The 17,206-nt window shown below is 37.1% G+C and carries 16 protein-coding genes; 13 read left to right on the top strand and 3 right to left on the bottom strand.

Going from position 1 to position 17,206, the window contains the following annotated elements; genetic code table 11:
• Positions 1–61 precede the first annotated feature (61 nt).
• The 3 genes from ID741_RS02095 (at position 62) to ID741_RS02085 (ending at position 2,745) form a co-directional block, all read left to right on the top strand.
• Positions 62–745 carry a response regulator transcription factor gene (locus ID741_RS02095; protein WP_438718898.1) on the top strand — a complete coding sequence of 228 codons (684 nt, stop codon included), beginning with the start codon at positions 62–64 and terminating at the stop codon, positions 743–745.
• Positions 742–2,064, top strand: coding sequence for a sensor histidine kinase (locus tag ID741_RS02090; RefSeq protein WP_438718897.1), 1,323 nt, complete (start codon positions 742–744; stop codon positions 2,062–2,064). The genes ID741_RS02095 and ID741_RS02090 overlap by 4 nt, the downstream gene beginning before the upstream one ends.
• A gap of 96 nt (positions 2,065–2,160) precedes the next feature.
• Positions 2,161–2,745 carry a PepSY domain-containing protein gene (locus ID741_RS02085; protein WP_438718896.1) on the top strand — a complete coding sequence of 195 codons (585 nt, stop codon included), beginning with the start codon at positions 2,161–2,163 and terminating at the stop codon, positions 2,743–2,745.
• 124 nt (positions 2,746–2,869) lie between these two features.
• On the opposite strand, the gene ID741_RS02080 is transcribed toward ID741_RS02085, so the two are convergent.
• Positions 2,870–3,670: a helix-turn-helix domain-containing protein gene (locus tag ID741_RS02080; RefSeq protein WP_438718895.1), complete on the bottom strand. Its 801-nt coding sequence runs from the start codon at positions 3,668–3,670 to the stop codon at positions 2,870–2,872.
• Between the two features lie 37 nt (positions 3,671–3,707).
• On the opposite strand from ID741_RS02080, the gene ID741_RS02075 reads away from it, so the two are divergent.
• The 7 genes from ID741_RS02075 (at position 3,708) to ID741_RS02045 (ending at position 12,470) form a co-directional block, all read left to right on the top strand.
• Positions 3,708–6,050 carry a beta-glucosidase gene (locus ID741_RS02075; protein WP_438718894.1) on the top strand — a complete coding sequence of 781 codons (2,343 nt, stop codon included), beginning with the start codon at positions 3,708–3,710 and terminating at the stop codon, positions 6,048–6,050.
• Between the two features lie 5 nt (positions 6,051–6,055).
• Positions 6,056–7,429 (top strand): MFS transporter, encoded by a 1,374-nt coding sequence (locus ID741_RS02070; RefSeq protein ID WP_438718893.1) that lies wholly within the window; start codon positions 6,056–6,058, stop codon positions 7,427–7,429.
• Between the two features lie 13 nt (positions 7,430–7,442).
• Positions 7,443–8,543, top strand: coding sequence for an alpha/beta hydrolase (locus ID741_RS02065; protein WP_438718892.1), 1,101 nt, complete (start codon positions 7,443–7,445; stop codon positions 8,541–8,543).
• 120 nt (positions 8,544–8,663) lie between these two features.
• Positions 8,664–9,992, top strand: coding sequence for a C1 family peptidase (locus tag ID741_RS02060; protein WP_218324132.1), 1,329 nt, complete (start codon positions 8,664–8,666; stop codon positions 9,990–9,992).
• Positions 9,993–10,101: 109 nt separating this feature from the next.
• A complete protein-coding gene (locus ID741_RS02055) occupies positions 10,102–10,893 on the top strand; it encodes a tyrosine-protein phosphatase (protein ID WP_438718890.1) in 792 nt (263 codons plus the stop codon).
• A 13-nt stretch (positions 10,894–10,906) separates the two neighbouring features.
• Positions 10,907–11,743 (top strand): fructosamine kinase family protein, encoded by an 837-nt coding sequence (locus tag ID741_RS02050; RefSeq protein WP_438718889.1) that lies wholly within the window; start codon positions 10,907–10,909, stop codon positions 11,741–11,743.
• Entirely contained in the window at positions 11,736–12,470 is a 735-nt protein-coding gene (locus ID741_RS02045; protein WP_438718888.1) for an acyl-[acyl-carrier-protein] thioesterase, read from the top strand. The genes ID741_RS02050 and ID741_RS02045 overlap by 8 nt, the downstream gene beginning before the upstream one ends.
• A gap of 29 nt (positions 12,471–12,499) precedes the next feature.
• Here the strand turns inward: ID741_RS02045 and ID741_RS02040 are convergent, their stop codons facing one another.
• Complete coding sequence (locus ID741_RS02040; RefSeq protein ID WP_438718887.1) at positions 12,500–13,474, bottom strand: asparaginase; 975 nt, start codon at positions 13,472–13,474, stop codon at positions 12,500–12,502.
• Between the two features lie 74 nt (positions 13,475–13,548).
• On the opposite strand from ID741_RS02040, the gene ID741_RS02035 reads away from it, so the two are divergent.
• Genes ID741_RS02035 through ID741_RS02025 form a run of 3 tightly spaced genes read left to right on the top strand, consistent with a single transcriptional unit; the run spans position 13,549 to position 15,750 of the window.
• Positions 13,549–14,376: a DUF72 domain-containing protein gene (locus tag ID741_RS02035; protein ID WP_438718886.1), complete on the top strand. Its 828-nt coding sequence runs from the start codon at positions 13,549–13,551 to the stop codon at positions 14,374–14,376.
• A 14-nt stretch (positions 14,377–14,390) separates the two neighbouring features.
• Positions 14,391–15,227 carry a Cof-type HAD-IIB family hydrolase gene (locus ID741_RS02030; protein WP_438718885.1) on the top strand — a complete coding sequence of 279 codons (837 nt, stop codon included), beginning with the start codon at positions 14,391–14,393 and terminating at the stop codon, positions 15,225–15,227.
• A gap of 13 nt (positions 15,228–15,240) precedes the next feature.
• Positions 15,241–15,750, top strand: coding sequence for an HAD family hydrolase (locus ID741_RS02025; protein WP_438718884.1), 510 nt, complete (start codon positions 15,241–15,243; stop codon positions 15,748–15,750).
• A gap of 19 nt (positions 15,751–15,769) precedes the next feature.
• Here ID741_RS02025 and ID741_RS02020 read toward each other — a convergent pair whose 3' ends face one another.
• Positions 15,770–17,125, bottom strand: a complete 1,356-nt coding sequence (locus ID741_RS02020) for an aspartate kinase (protein ID WP_438718883.1) — start codon at positions 17,123–17,125, stop codon at positions 15,770–15,772.
• Between the last annotated feature and the right edge of the window lie 81 nt (positions 17,126–17,206).

The raw sequence follows: 17,206 nt of genomic DNA, 5'->3' as shown, positions 1-17,206 counted from the left end.
CGGATTATTTGTGATAATCTAGTATGCTATAAGTGAGAAGAACTAAGGAGGTTGGATCAGTATGAAAATTTTAATCGTGGAAGACGAAGAAAGTTTGGCAAATTTTATTGAAACAGAATTAAAATTTGAGGGTTATGAAACTGTTTGGGCTAGCGATGGGCAAGAGGCGCTAACGATCTTTTTTGAAAACCCTGAAGCGATCGATTTAATTTTATTAGATTGGATGCTACCAAAAACTGATGGAATTACCGTTGCCAGAAGAATCCGCAAACAATCAGAAGTGCCGATTATTATGATGACGGCAAGAGACCAAACCACAGATATTGTCCAAGGTTTAGACACAGGATTGGATGATTACTTAACCAAACCATTTGAAATAGAAGAATTATTTGCTCGGATTCGGGTAATTGAGCGACGATTAGAAAAACAAAAGCAAGTGGAGCAACATTTAATATATCATGGCATTACGATGGATGTGGCGAAACACCAAGTTTTATTGAATGAGCAAATAATTGATTTGACGCCCAAAGAATTTGGTATTTTATATGAATTAATGAAAGAACCCGAAGCCGTAAAAACCCGTGATGAATTATTAAATGAAGTTTGGGGCTATGATTATTTTGGTCAAACCAATGTCGTAGACGTTTATATTCGAACATTGCGAAATAAATTGAAAGCAGTCGACGACGAGAACTATTTACAGACGGTTCGTGGTGTTGGCTATGTTTTGAGGGCGGGAGAATGAAAAAGAAGAAAGAAATTACTGCTAAAAAACAATTAACCCGAAATTTAACAGGCGTGTTATTACTACTGCTAATTATTGGCAATTTATTTTTTGTCTTACTTTCATTTTTCTCGGCTTATGAATATTTAGAAGATCGTAGCGACAATATGATTGAAGCGATTCAAAAGGGCAGCCAAGATAATTTGCAGCAAATTTTAGATGCGACAGTTTCCAGTGACGATGAGGATGCGGTGCGGGTGATTTTAACTGATGGCACGACTTACTATTCTGACGATGCCGAAGAAATTTTTTCCGAATTGTCACGAGGCCGCTATCTGCCTTTCTTTAGTGATTTATTATCCAGCGAAGAAGGGATTTATCTTTATCAGAGTGAGAAATATAACGGTGGACAAATTGAGGTCGCTGTCAATAGTGAAACGATTTTAGATATTACCAGTAGCATGGTGATGCTAAATATTTTCCTTAATGTCGTGACGATCGTTGTTGGTGCAACCTTGATTTATTACGTAGTGGGCAAATGGAGCCAAAAATTAAGTCGTTTAGCAAATGAAATTCATTTAGTAGAAACCGAAGATTTACCCCAAGTGACCGAAATTAATGAGCCAGTGGAAATGCAGGCGGTGACCCAAAGTTTTAATCAGTTGTTAATCAAACAAAAAGCAGCTATGGAAAGAGAAAGTCAGTTTGTTACTGATGCTTCTCATGAATTGCGGACGCCGATTGCAGCAATTCGTGGGCATGTTAATCTAATTAAACGTCGTGGTCAAGAACATCCAGAAGTAGTGGAAAAATCATTGGCCTTTATTGACCAAGAATCAAAACGGATGGAAGTCATGAGTAATCAATTATTAACATTAGGTCGTAGCCAAAAAGACGAAGCCACCGAGACAGTTAATTTATCTCAGTTAGTTAAGGAATCAATCGAAAAAATCCAAACGATTAGTGATCACGTGATTAGTTACCAAATCGCACCGGATGTTACGGGTACCTTTGTCAAAAATGATTTAAATCAAATTTTGCAAAACTTATTGGAAAATGCTGTGAAATATTCGCCAGACAAACAACCTATCGAAGTAACTTTAAAAAATGTTGATGGGAAAATTAAATTAGCGGTGATTGATCAAGGAATTGGGATTTCAGATGATCAGAAGACTAAAATTTTTGAACGTTTTTATCGGGTAGATGATGCCCATTCTAGTGTGATTGAAGGTTCAGGAATTGGTTTATCGATTGTTTATGCCCTAGTTAAAAAGTATCAAGGAGAAATTATTGTGACAGATAATCAGCGACAGGGAACGATTTTTACGATTATTCTCTAAAATGAAGAATTCTTCATTTACCTTCACTTAAATCTTGGTTTTTATCTTTTCGGAACTTGATAAGATAAAGTCATCAAAGAGATGGAGGAATTTAAAATGATTAAACATACGAAAAAAATTATCGCAGGTGTTGCAGCAGTCGCAGTAGTAGGAATTGCAGGAGGTTTGGTTTACGCAAACAGTAATGCAAGTGAAACAAAACAAATGGCAACTGTAAATACGAGTCAAATTAAAGTAACTCAAGAAGAAGCAATTGAACAATTCAATCAACAATTTGAAGGCAAAGAATTAAATCAAGTGGAATTAGAAGTTTCTCGCGCAGGATATGTTTATACAGTGGAAGGTTTTGACGACACGACTGATTACACGTTGAAAATTGATGCACAAACAGGAAGTGTTGTAGGTCATGAAACCGATCCGAAAGATCAAGAAGATATGCTAGAAGCTGAATATACGTTGAATTTAGACGGCATTATCACCCGTGATGAAGCAAGTAAAATCGCCGAAGACCAAGCCAAGCGTGGTGAAGCAAAAGAATGGGCGCTAGATCAAACGTCTACTGACGGTACGACTTGGGAAGTCAAAGTTATTGATGGTACTTATGAAACAGAAGTAACAATTAATGCGTTGACTGGCGATGTGGTTGGTGTCGATGTTGATGATGAAGCTTATGATGATTAAAAAAGTTGTGATGTTTAAAAACATCACAGCTTTTTTTTTGCGTTATTAAAATAGAATAATGATAGCAATCGTAAAATATTTATATAATTTGCGTAGATAATTTGATAATTTTTAGACAAGATAATTATTGAAAACGTTCACGATATTTTTTGGGACTGATTTGATAGATTTTTTTAAAGCGACTGGCAAAATAACTGGGCGACGAAAAACCAACACTCATACTGATTTCCTGAATCGTTTGTTGGGTAAAACGCAATAACTCAGCAGCCTCTTTCAAACGGGCTTCTAAAATAAAATCAGTGATGGTGATGCCAGTATTTTGATGGAATTTTGTCGACAAATAATTTTTACTGACAGAAGCGTAATTAGCCAGCTCTTCAATCCGAATCGGATAATGCAAATGACCTAAAATATAATCAATCGTCATACGCGTCAGCTGGGTATATTCTGCCGGATAACGTAAGAGATTGATGCGAGAAGTGTAATCGTAAATCATACTATAGGTGATTTCAGCAATTTCTTGAGAAGTCGTCAGTAAATCCATTTTTTGAATGTATAAATCGCTCAAATTGTATGCGCTTTCGCTATCGATACCCCCTTCAATCGCCAACCGTGAAATTAATGTCACTAAAACGACAAAAGAATAGCGGGCTTGACGTAAAGGATCGGCAGACATTTTTCCTACTCGTAGTGAAGGATCTGGATTACTTAAAACTTCAGCAATTTTTTCCGTATCGCCGTTTTTGATTAATTTTAGTAAGAGATTGAAACTTTCTGAATAGTCGTGGGTGTTCAAATTTTCCCGCTGTTCAAAGAAAAACTGATCAGAAGGTTGCTTATCTAGTTTGATTGGTTGGAACTGAAAATTTTTAGCAACACGTTTTAAAGTGAGGGAAAAATCTTCCTCGTGATTGATATTTGCCATGAGTTTACCTCGATTATTTTTTAAAGGAGTTTTTATTTTGAAAAAAAAGATTAAAGATATTATCCCACAAATGAGTTTAAAAGAAAAAGCTGATTTTGTCTGTGGACAAGATTTTTGGCATACGAAAAGTTTACCAGCAGCGGAAGTCCCAGCGGTATTGTTGGCAGATGGACCAAATGGTTTGCGGATTCAAGAAGATGCGACGGATCATCTAGGTATTAATGATAGTAAAGCGGCGACTTGTTTTCCGACTGCAGCTAGTTATAGCTGTAGTTTTGATCCAGAATTAACTGCATTATTAGGCGACACGATTGCTAATGAAGCACTGGCAGAAAAGGTCGGTTTATTATTAGGTCCGGGAATAAATATTAAACGGAATCCATTAGGCGGACGAAATTTTGAATATTTGAGTGAAGATCCTTATTTAACGAGTCAACTGACGATTCCTTTAGTTAAAGCGTTGCAAGCAAAGGGTGTTGGCGCTTGTATCAAACATTTTGCTGCCAATAGTCAAGAAACGGCACGCTTGATTAATAATTCTGTGATTGATGAGCGGGCTTTGGCAGAAATTTATTTGCCACAATTTGAAGCGGTCATCAAAGAAAGTCAACCGTGGGGTGTGATGACTAGTTACAACCGATTGAACGGGATTTATACCAGCGAAAGCCAAGAATTATTGCAAGAAAAATTACGAAAAAATTGGAATTATCAAGGCATGGTCGTTTCAGATTGGGGAGGTACCAGTGATCGAGTAGCGACTTTGTTAGCTGGCATGGATTTAGAAATGCCTTACCAAGATGAAGCCAATGCTGAAAAAATAATCGCTGCAGTCGAATCTGGTGAACTACCTATCGAAAAATTAGATACAGCAGTAACCGCTATTTTAACTTTTGTCAAAAAAACGCAACAAAATATCCATCAATCAACTTTTACTGAGGGACAACAACATCAAATAGCTAGAAAAATTGCTGAAGAATCTGCGGTTTTGTTAAAAAATCAAGATGATCATTTACCACTAACTAATTTTAATCAAACAGCTGTCGTCGGTGCTTTAGCAAAAACACCACGTTTTCAAGGGTCTGGTTCAAGCAAAATTAACCCAACTCGTTTAGATTGTCCGATTGATTTTATTACTGGAAATGATGTGACTTATAGTCAAGGCTATCAACTAGATTCAGAGGAATTATTTGAAGAAGGATTATTAGCTGAAGCTTTAGAAAATGCTGTAAAAGCTGACAATATAGTAATTTTTGCCGGGTTACCAGATAGTTTTGAAGGGGAAGGTTATGACCGCCAACATTTAGATTTACCACAGAATCAGAATTATTTAATTGAAAAAATTGCGGAAGTAAATTCAAATATCACAGTAATTTTAATGGGTGGTGGACCAGTCATTTTACCGTGGGCTGAAAAAGTCAAAAGTATTTTATTAACTTACCTTGCCGGTCAAGCAGTCGGTTCAGCCGTTGCAAATTTATTGACAGGTAAAGCAAATCCGTCAGGGAAATTAGCGGAAACTTGGCCTAAAAAATATAGCGATACGCCTAGTGCACTGACCTTTGCCAAAGATGTTAAAAATAGTCAGTATCGGGAAAGCATTTATGTCGGTTATCGCTTTTATGACACGAATAAACGGGAAGTCGCTTATCCTTTTGGTTTTGGTCTTTCTTATAGTCAGTTTAAAGTTGCCACACCAGAAATAGAAAAAGTAAATAACAATATTCAAGTCACCGTAGAAATTGAAAACACAAGCTCGATTGCCGGTGCAGAGGTTCTACAGGTTTATGTAGGTGGCAGCAAAAAAATTCCAACAGCTGAAAAAACTTTAAAAGCATTCCAAAAAGTCCATTTAACCGCTGGCGAGAAAAAAAGTATTCATTTTGAATTGCAGCGAGACGATTTTGCTTATTTTGATGTTTCAGAAAAAAAATGGCAGGTAGTAGAAGATCAATATACGATTTATCTAGCGAATTCTAGTCGAAATATTTTAGCCGAAATGCAGTTAGCTCTTTCAGCCGTTACTGATGTAAAAATTCCCGGTGAAAAAATTCATCCTAGCAATCATTCAAATGAGCATCCTTTTGCGATTACGGAAAAAGATTTTGCGGAATTATTTCCAGCTGAAAAAATGCCAACCATGGCGGCTAGTCAAAAATTGACAGTGGATAGCACATTAGCTGATGTGAAAACAGTCGGCGGTGAAATGATTTACCAAAGTTTAATTAGTAATTTAGAACAAGCCATTGGAGGAGATCCAGCACTTTATCAGATGTTGATGGCCAGTATTGAAACCATGCCTTTACGCAGTTTTAAATTGGCAGGCGCAGTAAGTGAAGATGATCTGACGCAATTATTGAAGCAATTAAATCAGGAGGAGTGAAAAAAATGCAATTAAGTCAAAAACAAACAAAACAACCAGGGAAGATTAGTTTTCTCGAGAAACTTGCTTATGGTAGTGGGGATTTAGCCAGTAATTTGGTTTTAGTTTTAACTACTACGTATGCAACATTCTTTTATACCGATGCATTAGGTTTGAATCCCGGAATTATTGGCGGTATTTTATTAGCATCAAAACTTTTAGATGGTACCAGTGATATTTTGATGGGCTTTGTGATGGATCGCGTGCATTCCAAACACGGTAAGGCGCGCTCTTGGATTTTGTGGTTAGCGATTCCGATTGGGATTGCCACAGTTATGATGTTTGCCGTACCGAATTTGGGAACTATCGGCAAATATATCTATGTTGCGATTACTTATAACCTAGTGAGTACGTTCTTTTATACCATGATTAATGTGCCTTATGGAACGTTGAATTCATTAATGACTCGCGACCAAGACGAACGTATGGTGATTAATGTTTTTCGAATGTTTATGGCACAGATTGGTCAGTTGGTCATTTCTGGTGTTACTTTGCCATTGGTGAACTTTGTAGGTGGTTCTGGCTATCAAAAGAGCTGGATTATCGTTGGCGCTATTTATGGCGTGCTAGCAGCACTTATTTTCCTATTTTGTTACAGTAATACCAAAGAACGCGTGACCGTTTCTGAAGAACAAAAAACGAATTTATCGTTTATCGCTTCTTTCAAAATTATTATCAAAAATAACTATTGGTTATTGTTAGTCGTTGTTTGGGTGTTTTTATCTTTCTTTATTAATTTATCAATGTTGACGGCTTCATATTATGGCAAATGGATTTTAGGTGACGAAAACTTAGGTGGATTGTTACTATCTGCAACTTTATTACCAGCCATTTTAGCGATGGTCTTATTACCAATCTTTGTTCGTAAAATTGGTAAAAGAAATCTTTCATTAATCGGTGGCGTTGGTTTAGTTGTCGTACAAGTTTTAATGATTATCAATCCAACCAATATCACTTGGTTACTTGTTTGTTCAGTCGTTCGTGGTCTGGCATTATCCACTTTGATGGGAACTATTTTTGCCATGGTAGCCGATACGATTGAATACGGTGAGTGGAAAACCGGTACGCGAGTTGAAGGAATGTTGTATTCTACTACTACTTTTGGTGCAAAAGTGGGCGCGGGTTTGGCGCCAGCGGTTGCTTTAGGAATTTTAGGCGCAGCTGGCTACAATGGTGTAGCAGCTGAACAGGCAACAAAAGCAATCGACGCGATTAACTTTTTATATTTATATTTACCATTGCCAGTATTGATTGTTATTCCAATCATTTATCTATTCTACAAATTAGATAAAATTTATCCACAAGTTATGTCTGACTTAGAAAAACGCGAACAAGCTTAATGAGGTGAGTTTTTTGAAAAGAGAATATACAAATTTAAATTTAGCTACTTTAAAAAAAGAAACGGAAATAATCGTAGAAGACGGACTTGAAAAAACGATTAAGCCGATTCCCAATGTTTCAGCGAAAGGCGTTTTGGATCCTAAATACTACGCGGAAATTTTGCCTGGCTTTGAAAAGGACGGTGGCGCAGAAACTTTAGCATTTATGAGTCAATTAGGGCAACGCAGTGGTGAACCCGACGGTACTTTGACTCGCATGGTGAATAATGGGGTTAAGAGTCTGCCGATTACTGATGGCATTGAGACGATTCACTTAACCACCGATAATCAAATTCCCTTACGTTTGTATCGAAAAAATACGAAACCAAACGCACCGGTTTTATATTATATTCATGGTGGTAGTTTTTCTGCGGGGCAACCAGAAGTGGTGGAAGAATTGTGTAAATTGTTCGTTGAGAAGACTGGATTTTTAGCAGTGCAAATCGATTATCGTTTGGCGCCGGAAAATCCATTTCCGACGGGTTTACAAGATTGCTTTGAAGGCTTAACTTGGGTCTATCAAAATATTCAAACATATCAAGGCGATCCCCAAAAAATTACTATTGCTGGTGACTCAGCTGGCGGAAATTTGGCAGCGGTTTGTAGCATGATGGATCGCGACCAGCAAACAAAAATGGTCCATCAACAAGTTCTGTATTATCCTAGTGTTAATATGTCCACTAAAGAAGATGAAAATCTAAATTACCAAGCTTTTGATTTTAAACCAGCTACTGAACAAAAAGATTTGATTGAAGTATCTCTGGAAGCTTTGCGTTTAACGGCATCGGACAATTTAGGTTATATGTTAAAAGCAGAAAATTTGGAAGATCCTTATTTAAGTCCTTATTTAGGCGAGCTACAAGATTTGCCGGCGACTCTTTTGATAGTGGGAGAATTTGATTATTTACGTATTGAAGATGAAGCCTTTGCTAGAAAATTAAACAAAGCCAACGTACCAGTGAAAATCATCGAATATCGTGGCTTAGGTCATGGCTTTGCAGATAAAATTGGCGTTTGGGCACAAGCAGAAGACAGCGTAGATGAAATGATAGATTTTGTAGAAAATGGATTATAGAACAAATGAGACAGTTGGAAGAAACTTTTTCAACTGTTTTTTTGTGGGCATTAAAGCAAGAGTGTTAGGATTGTTTCACAAGCATTTTAGTCGTAGAATAAGAGCAAGGAGGTTTTTGACATGACAGAAATTAATCAAGAACTTACAAAAACATTTCGTGAAGAATTTTTAATGAATCGTAAACAAGTCGCGTTACAACGGGGTGTAGTTAAAAATGGGATTGTGGAGTCAGCTGAAAATGTCAGCGCTCACGTAAAAAATGCACCAGTCTTCTCCATTGATTTAACTACCGGAAAAGTATCTGACCAAAAACAATCAGGTCGTTGCTGGATGTTTGCCGCTTTGAATACTTTCCGCCACAAAATGATTACTAGTTATCAACTGAAGGATTTTGAATTGTCACAGAATTATACTTTCTTTTGGGACAAATATGAGAAGGCTAATTATTTCTATCAAAATATTTTAAATACTGCCAAAGAACCAACGGCAAGCAGAGAAGTTGCATTTTTGATGCAAACACCGCAACAAGATGGCGGGCAATGGGACATGATTGTTTCTATTTTCCAAAAATATGGTGTTGTACCAAAAGCTGTGATGCCAGAAAGTAAAAACAGTATCAATTCACGCAATTTAAATAATTACTTAAATAAATTATTGCGGAAACACGCGGTAATCTTACGTCAATTGGTGGCTGAAAATGCTTCTCCAGAACAAATTGAAGACAATCGCCAAGCGATGTTACAAGAAGTTTATAATTTCTTGGCCATTTCTCTAGGTACACCACCAGAGGAATTTGATTTTGAATATCGGGATGAAGAAAAAAATTACCATATTGATCAAGGCATGACGCCACAAAGTTTTTATAAGAAATATGTTGATGTGGATTTAGACGAATATGTCAGCATTATCCATGCACCAACTGACGATAAACCATTTAACCAATCTTACACTGTCGACATGCTAGGTAATGTAGTCGGTGGTAAACAAGTGAAGTATCTTAACTTGGAAATGCCTGAATTGAAAAAATTAGCCTTACAACAATTGGAACAAGGCGAAACAGTTTGGTTTGGTTGTGATGTGGGTCAGTCTTCTGTCAGCAAAGATGGTATCATGGCATTGGACATTTTTGACATGGATGATCTATTCGATACAGATTTTGCTATGACGAAAGCAGAACGCTTAGATTATGGTGAAAGTATGATGACTCATGCGATGGTTCTAACCGGTGTGGATGTAATTAACGGTGAATCAGCGAAATGGAAAGTAGAAAATAGCTGGGGCGAAAAAGTCGGTGAAAAAGGTTATTTTGTCATGAGTGATGACTGGATGAGCGAATACACCTATCAAATCGTTGTGAGAAAAGAATTCTTATCACCAGAACAACGGGCTGCTTTTGAAGCAGAGCCCAAAGTTTTAGCACCGTGGGATCCGATGGGTGCCTTAGCCTAAAAATACTAGATCGACTTCTCTAGAGGAGTCGGTCTTTTTGTTTTCACCAGCGAAAATAATTTTCTATGCTATACTTAAAGAAAATAAATTTGACCGAGGGGGAATAAAAATGGGAAAACCCTTAGCTGTAAAACATGCTGAAAATATGCGAGAACTGGGTGGCTATACCAATAAAGATGGAAAAAAAGTGGCTAGTCAAAAGTTGATTCGCTCAGCTGCGATTAATTTATTAGATGAAACTGACCAAAATTATTTAGAAAAATATGGTATTCGTAAGATTGTCGATTTTCGTTCAACGGATGAACGTTCTTCTCAACCAGACAAAGACGTTACTTTAGCGGAAAATATTTTTCTGCCAATTTTTCCAGAAAAACAAGAGAAGAAGGAAGAGTCAACCGCCTCTCCGCAAGCCTTATTGAAGCGCATGGAAAACGGTGAATCAGCCTTTGGACAAATGATGGATGCCTATGAAAGTTTTGTATTAGATGACTATGTTAGAAAACAATACCACAAATTTTTTGAGATTGTGTTAGCCAATGAAAATCCTAATGAAAGTGTCTTATTTCATTGTACTGCTGGAAAAGACCGGACTGGTTTTGGAGCATTATTGTTATTGAGTGGCTTAGGTGTAGACCGTGATACTGCCATGACCGATTATTTAGCTACCAATGAATTTTTAAAGGGCTTCACTGATAACATGTTGCAACATGCAAAAGAAAATGGTGTGCCTGACGCTTTATTAGCCAGCGTTAAAGATATGACAATGGCTCGCAAGGAATATTTAACAAAAAGCCTAAATTTGATTGATGAAAATTATGGTACAGTAGACAATTTCTTAATCGATGGTATTGGCTTACATGCAGCAGATCTGAAAGATTTACAGCGATTATATTTAGAATAAGAGGTGGCTTGAAATGGATCCGATTTTAAAGCAATTAGGGTTAAAAGAAAAATCGTTACCAATTGTTGGTGGCGATATTAATCAAGCCTATCGTGTTACCGATGGAAAGACCGATTATTTTTTAAAATATCATCCCCATGTTGATGCTGCCTTTTTTCAAGCGGAAGTTTTTGGTCTTGAACAGCTAGGACAAATCGTGCGGGTCCCAAAAGTTTTTCAAGTTGGCGATTTTGAAGGGAATGCCTTTCTTTTATTGGAATGGATTGAACCAGGAAATGGTGATCAAAGAGATTTGGCAAAAGATTTAATCAAAATTCACCAAGTCAAATCAGATTCGTTCGGTTTGTCAGAGGATAATTTTATTGGTTTATTACCACAAATCAATCATCCGGAAGCAAACTGGTGGGATTTTTATTTTAAAAATCGTTTAGAAGTCCAGATTGAAATTGCTAAAAACCGTAATCATTGGACACCGGAAAGAGCGGCAGATTATGCACATTTAAAGGCAGTTGCCTATAAAAATTGGGGCGATTTAACCTTCAAACCATCCTTGTTACATGGGGATTTTTGGAGTGGCAATACTTTCTTTGATCAAGCGGGACAACCTATTTTTGTTGACCCAGCAGTATATTTTGGACATCGAGAATTAGATATCGCCATGTCGCAACTATTTGGTGGTTTTCGCAATGAATTTTTGGAAACTTATCAAGCAGGATATTTGTTGACGACAGGTTTTGAAGAACGCTTGCCATTATATCAACTGTACTATTTATTGGCTCACTTAAATATGTTTGGCGAAAGCTATGGCGGAGCTGTAGATAAAATTTTAGGAGGAAATTTAGGTGGGTAAGAAACACGAAACCATGCATCAAGTCAGTTATTATGAATGTGATCTCAACGGAGAAATGACTTTTCCAATGATGATTAGTGTAGCGATAAAAGTATCATCAGAACAAAGTGATATTCTAGGAGTAGGCTCAGATTACATCAATACGCTAGGAATTACTTGGGTGATTACCCAGACTGAAGTGATCATTCAACAACTGCCGAAAGTCGATCAAACTATCAAGATTGTGACTGAACCGACGGCTTTTAATAAATTTTTCTGTTATCGTTCTTTTTGGATATACAATGAAGCCGGTGAAGAATTGGTGCAAATTAATATGGCTTTTGCCTTAATGGACGTGAAGGCACGGAAAATCACCAGTGTTTCCGCTGAATTAATGGCACCTTTCGAATCAGAACAAATTAAGAAAATTCACCGCTGGGAAAAGATTGAGCAGGTTGAATCAGAAGTCAGCCGTCCTTATCATGTTCGCTATTATGATTTGGATAGCAACCATCATGTGAATAATGCTATTTATTTTAATTGGTTAATTGATGTGTTAGGTAGAGAATTTATGGAAACATATCGTCCGACTTATGCTAATCTGAAGTTTGATAAAGAAGTTTTATACGGTGTAGATATCGATAGTTATTATGATTTAGTAGAAGAAGAGGCATTGCGAAGCCGTCATGCGATTCGTTTTGGCGATCAATTAGCTTGTGAAGCGAACTTTTTATGGAAAAAAAGATAAAACCTTCTGAATTTCAGAAGGCTTTTTTCTTATTCTTCTAAATAAGCTTTTAATTCTTCAAAGTTTAAGCCAGCATTCAAAGCAATTAATAATTTGATGCGGGCTTTTTGGCCATTGATTCCAGGACAGAATATTACACCTTTTTCGGCAAGTTCCACACCGCCGCCATGATAATCATAGACTGGCTCTGCAATGCCGTTGAAACAACGAGAAACTAAAACCACCGGTAGCTTTTTTTGAATCAAGGTATCCAGTGCGCCTAAAGTTTGTGGTGGTAGATTACCAGCACCTAAAGCTTCGATTACTAAGCCGTCCACCCAATCAGTTTGGGTTAATATTTCAAAAAATTTACCTTGCATCCCAGCATAAGCTTTGATAATTGGAATCATGCTGTCGACACTTTGAATATCATAGTGGGTGGTATCTGGTAATTCTTGTAAAAATAAAATGTGGGTCTTGGTGACTAAACCAATGGGCCCCAAAGTTGGTGTCCGAAATGTCGCCACATTCGTTGTGTGGGTCTTGGTTACGTGACGAGCAGAGTGAATTTCATCATTCATTACCACCATCACACCTTTGCCTTGTGCGTCGTCACTAGCAGCCACTCGAATAGCGCTAGCAAAATTATACAAACCATCTGAACCTAATTCATTAATTGAACGCATCGCACCAGTGATAATGACCGGCATTAATTTGCCGATCGTTTGGTCTAAAAAGTAGCCGGTTTCTTCTAATGTATCAGTGCCATGAGTAATGACTACACTGTCAAAACCATTTTTTTTAGCTTCTTTAATTTTTTCTTTTAGCTGCAACATAATTTCTAAAGTAATGTGGGGAGAGGGTAAGTTAGAGAACTCTTCCACCACAATCTCAATATTATTAGGAACATTCATCTCATGACCGGCAGCGACTAAAGGATTCTTTTCATCTGGACGAACGGTACCATGATCATCTTGGCTCATGGAGATTGTCCCGCCAGTATGTAAAATCAAAATCTTTTTCAATTGATCACCTTCTTATAAATTTTTCTATCTTCTAAAGATATTGTATACTAGTAAAAAAATAATTGGAGAGAGATATGATTAGAATTGGCTTAACTTCTTTTAGTGAACATGATACTTTAACTGGTAAAAAGAAAAGCAGCCTGTTTGAATACGCTGGTTTTTTACCTTTGGTGGAATTAGATACCAGTTTTTATGGGATTCCCGCAGCAAAAACCGTTGAAAATTGGCTGACGCAAGTACCTCAGACTTTTCGCTTTATTATAAAATTACCTAGTCCATTAACCAAACAAAAAGATTTGGCGCCAGAAGAAAGCCTGCAAGATATTTACCAGCAATTTTTAAAAGTGATGGCACCTATCATAAAAAATGGGCAACTTTATTGTTTTTTGGCACAATTTCCAGCGCAGTTTAAATTAACGAAAGAAAACGTGCGTTATTTGGAAGGGTTACGAGAAATGTTTCAGGAATTACCAATAGCAGTAGAATTAAGAGATGCTAGCTGGTATACAGAGGGCTTTCACGATAAAACTATGGCGCTCATGAAGAAATTAAAATATAGTTTAGTAATGGTGGATGAACCGAAATTATTAGATACAGTTCCGTTGGATCTGACGATTACCAATCCAGAATTCGTACTATTTCGTTTTCATGGCAGAAATCAAACTTTTTGGAAAGATAATAGTCCTGAATGGCGTAAAAAAAGAACTCTTTATCGCTATAATCAAACAGAATTAAATGACTTGGCAGAGAAAATTCAACAAGTTGCAGCCGAAGTGGATGAAGTGGCAATTATTTTTAATAATAATTCTGGTGGCGATGCGGCCGGAAATGCTTTAACATTAAAAGAGATACTAAATTTAGATTATCAAGCCTTAAATCCTAGTCAGTTAGGCTTATTTTAGAAAAAGGGATGAACATGATTAAAGCAATTTTTTTTGATATTGATGGGACATTAGTAACAACTGAATCAAAAGCTTTGGATAGTACTAGAAAAGCGATTGCCGCAGCTCAAGCAAAAGGTATTTTATGTGGGATTGCGACTGGACGTGGACCGGTAGATATTGAAGAACGCATTGATCACTTACCGATGGATATGTTTGTGACCTATAATGGACAAATTGTATTTACCAAAGAAAAAACTATTTTTGCCGAGCCTTTTTCCCAAGGGGTATTGGATGAAATCGTTGATTTTGCTGATCGTGAACGGCGACAGATTATTTTTGGCGGGCGCCATCATGTTGAAGGCAGTAGTATTATGAAATTCTCTCAGTCAGCTGCTGTGAAAAAAATTGCAGGTTTTATACCTTCTTGGTTTCCAGTAAGAATGACGAGGAAATTTATGCAAAAGTTCAGCTCGAATCGCAAAAGAGAGCGTTTTGCCAAACTAGGAATTTTAAAGGAACCGATTTATCAATGTGTCTTGTTCGCTGCCGAATCAGAAAATCAAAAATTGGCTGAATTATTGCCTAACTGTTCCTTTCAGCGTTCCAATCCTTATTCGATAGACATTATTCCTAAGAATGGCTCAAAATATCATGGGATTGAAAAATTTTTAACCGCTTTTGATATTCAACCGGAAGAAGTGATGGCTTTTGGCGATCATTTTAATGATATAGAAATGCTCACCCATGTTGGAATCGGTGTTGCCATGGGTAATGGTCAGGCAGAAACGAAAGCTAGTGCAGATTATGTAACGGACACCAATGAAGCAGATGGTATTGAAAAAGCATTAAAACATTTTGATATTATTTGATGAAGGAGAAATTATGAAAACACCTTATGAAATGGCCCAAGAATTTCATCAGCAATTTGAACCGCATCCACCTAACAAGCCGCAAGCTTATCAAAGTAGTGCTGCAAGTTTTCGGGCAGGTTTTAAAGTAGAAGAAATCGTTGAATATTTATATGGCGCGGCAGCTGGAGAGGAACAGCTTTTTTCAGCCTTAACCGAGGAGCTTCATCAAAGTATTGAGACAGCTAAAACTAAAATCTTAAACAAAGCTGAAGCCGTACCAGATCCGCTGGTTGCAGAAGTGGATGCCTTAACTGATTTGTTGTATTTTACTTATGGTTCTTTTGCTTTGATGGGCGTTGACCCACAACCAATTTTTGAAATTGTTCATCGAGCAAATATGGGTAAATTATTTCCAGATGGCAAAGCCCATTATCATCCAGTGACTCATAAAGTCATGAAACCTGAAAATTGGGCAGAAGATTTTGCGCCAGAACCACTTATTTCTAAAGAATTAAACAGACAAAAAGACTTGACTAGCTAATCAGCTGCCAAGTCTTTTTTTAATCAAAAAAAGTGTAATAAATGGATCGTACAGCTTGTCTTTCCTGATCTCCTCGGATAACAAAAATGATACTCCGCTCGTCAGCGCCCTGACTGATCATTCGCAAGCTAATATTTTTTCTAGCTAAAGCAGCTGCACTCTCTGCTGTAGTACCTGGACGATCTCGCATGCCTTCACCTACTAGCGCAAGCACGGACAAATCATGTTCTATTTCCATTAGGTCTGGCGAAATAGCATTTTCGATATTTTCTAATAATGCTTTTTCAATTTCAGGAGTCAATTGTTCTTCTCGTAAAACAATCGAAATATCATCGATTCCTGATGGCATATGTTCAAAGCTGATATCTAAATCTTCAAAAACCTGGAGGATTTTACGAACAATCCCAATTTCTCGGTTTAATAAATATTTAGCAATGGTAATACTACAAAAACCGCCATCACTAGCAACACCGACTACTTCATTATGGTGTTTCGCTTTGTTGTAAGATTCAGTAATAATTGTTCCAGTACAATTAGGATTATTGGTATTTTTAATCACAACCGGAATTTTTGCATGATAAGAAGGCATTAAGGCTTCATCGTGGAAAACTTTAAAGCCTGCATAACTTAATTCGCGCATTTCCCGGTAAGTTAAAACGTCGATTAATTCTGGGTCATGGATATACTTGGGATTGGCGGCAAATATCCCATCGACATCGGTAAAGTTTTCATAGCAATCCGCTTTTAAGCCTGCGGCAACAATCGAACCGGTAATGTCGGAACCACCTCGAGAAAAGGTACAGATCTGACCTTCTTCGGTAAAACCAAAAAATCCCGGAATGACTAAAATATCTTTACTGTCGCGCCATTGGTAGATTTTTTCATAGGATTTTTCTAATATTCTGGCATTATGAGGTTGTGCAGAAACTTGAATGCCTAATTCTTTAGGATTAATGTAGCGGGCATCTAGGCCACTATTTTTAAAAAAGTTAGCAATTAATTGCGCATTTAAGTTTTCACCAGTTGCTAAGAAAGCGTCTAGCGTATAAGGATTGTTTTCATCAAAATTATTTTTCAACTCAGCTAATTCAGCTTGAAATTGTTGGCATAATTCTTCTGATATTTCCAATTCTTCCGCCATCACACCGTAGCGACGTAAGATAGCTTGGGTGATTTCAGTTGTATCTGTTTTGACTTTTACAGCTTCATAATAGGCGATTAATAAATCGGTGACTTTCTGGTCTTCATTATTTCTTTTGCCTGGTGCTGAAACAACAACGAAACGTCGCGTGACATCATTCTTCACAATAGCTAAGACTTTTTTTAATTGTGTGGCTGAAGCGACCGAGCTCCCACCAAATTTGATTACTTTCACTTTAATCACCTCTTATTTTAATGTAAGCTTAATCATAGCCGAAAAGCCCGATGACTTCAAGGTTCTTTTTAAAGGAAAAAT

Origin of the sequence: Enterococcus sp. AZ103 (assembly GCF_051714685.1) — a bacterium.
Taxonomy (GTDB): domain Bacteria; phylum Bacillota; class Bacilli; order Lactobacillales; family Enterococcaceae; genus Enterococcus_A; species Enterococcus_A alishanensis.
The sequence above is the reverse complement of the archived record's forward strand: the minus strand, read 5'-3'. Positions and strand labels throughout refer to the sequence as shown.